The organism is Herminiimonas sp., from assembly GCF_030645555.1.
In the GTDB taxonomy this organism is placed as follows: domain Bacteria; phylum Pseudomonadota; class Gammaproteobacteria; order Burkholderiales; family Burkholderiaceae_D; genus Oxalicibacterium.
Genome location: NZ_JAUSME010000268.1, coordinates 1 through 1,765, shown reverse-complemented (window position 1 = coordinate 1,765; position 1,765 = coordinate 1). Strand labels below are relative to the sequence as shown.

Sequence of the window (1,765 nt, the reverse complement as noted above, 5' to 3'; positions counted from 1 at the left end):
GCGATCGATATAGGCACGTGCATTCGCCGGCAATACATCCAGCGATTTCGCACCTACCGTGCTTTCTTTCCAGCCCGGCATTTCTTCGTATATCGGTTCGCAAGCTGCCGCATCTTCGGCACCGACCGGGAAGATATCAATTGTCTTGCCGTGCAGTTTGTAGCCGGTGCAGATACGCAGCGATTCCAGGCCATCCAGCACGTCGAGTTTAGTAAAGCACATGCCAGTGACGCCATTGATCTGCACCGAACGCTTCAGCAAGGCGGCATCAAACCAGCCGCAACGACGTGGACGGCCGGTGACGGTACCGAACTCGTGACCAACTGTCGCCAGATGCTTGCCGACGCCTGCATCGGTCGGCAGTTCCGACGGGAACGGGCCTGAACCTACGCGTGTCGTATACGCCTTGGTGATACCGAGTATGTAATGCAGCATGCCAGGGCCGACACCGGAACCGGTGGAGGCATTGCCCGCCACGCAATTGCTCGATGTAACGTACGGGTAGGTACCATGATCGACGTCGAGCAAACTGCCCTGCGCGCCTTCAAACAAGAGGTTTGCGCCGGCATTGAATGCCGCATACAGGGCACTCGATACGTCGCCTACCATGGGTTTCAGACGCGGCACATCGGCCAGCGCATCATCCAGTGTTTTTTGATAATCGACCGCTGCCACCTTCAGGTAATTCGTTAATACGAAGTTGTGGTAGTCGAGGTTTTCCAGCAGTTTTTCAGCGAAACGTTTTTCATTCAGCAGGTCGGCAGCGCGTATCGCGCGACGTGCAACCTTGTCTTCGTATGCCGGGCCTATGCCCTTGCCGGTGGTGCCTATCTTTGCATCGCCGCGCGCTACTTCGCGCGCCACATCCAGTGCCGTGTGATACGGCAAAATGATCGGGCATGCTTCGGAGATTTTCAGACGCGACGGCACTTCCACGCCGATCGCCTGCAGCTTGTCGATTTCACGCAGCACGTCGGGTACCGACAGCACCACACCGTTACCGATATAGCATGCGACGCCTTCGCGCATGATCCCCGATGGAATCAATTGCAATGCCGTTTTGTGGCCACCGATGACCAGCGTGTGACCGGCATTATGGCCGCCCTGAAAGCGCACCACACCCTGCGAATGATCGGTCAGCCAATCGACGATCTTGCCCTTGCCTTCATCGCCCCATTGGGTACCGACTACTACGACGTTTTTTGCCATGCTTTTTGTTGACATCACTTAGCCTAAATTTTTGATAATCCAGTTGCCATCTTCAAGTACGAGTACGCGATCGCACTCGAACTCATCCTGATCGTTTTCGTGGCCGGAAAGACTTTGAATCACGACTTCCCCTGCCTTGCGCAATGCGCTGATTTTGCTACGCAACAACGGTTCGCGGCCCCATGGCGCACGAATCGCGCGCTTGGGCTCTGCAGCAGGCAACAATCGCGCCAACTCACGCAAATCCATCGAGAAGCCGGTTGCCGGACGGGCGCGACCAAATGCTTCACCTACATGATCGTAGCGACCGCCACGTGCAACCGCATTCGGCAAGCCCGGCACGTAAATGGCGAACATCGCGCCACTTTCGTATTGATAGCCGCCCAGATCTGCCAGATCGATGGTGACACTCGCATCCCCTGCCAGTTTAACCAGCGCCGTCAATTCGTCCAGCGCCTGGCTGATGCCTGGCAGTTTTGGCAATACTGCGCGTGCGCGTGCAATCACTTCCGCGTCGCCATACAAGCCCGGCAAGGCCAGCAAGGCACGACGGGTA

Annotated in this window: 2 protein-coding genes; both read right to left on the bottom strand. The window is 56.8% G+C overall.

What is annotated here, in order from left to right:
• Positions 1–1,224: adenylosuccinate synthase (locus Q7T06_RS10375; RefSeq protein WP_304784334.1), on the bottom strand; the 1,224-nt coding region annotated here is incomplete at its 3' end.
• 3 nt (positions 1,225–1,227) lie between these two features.
• Positions 1,228–1,765 (bottom strand): ATP phosphoribosyltransferase regulatory subunit (locus tag Q7T06_RS10370; RefSeq protein WP_304784332.1); only part of this gene is annotated, 538 nt, incomplete at its 5' end.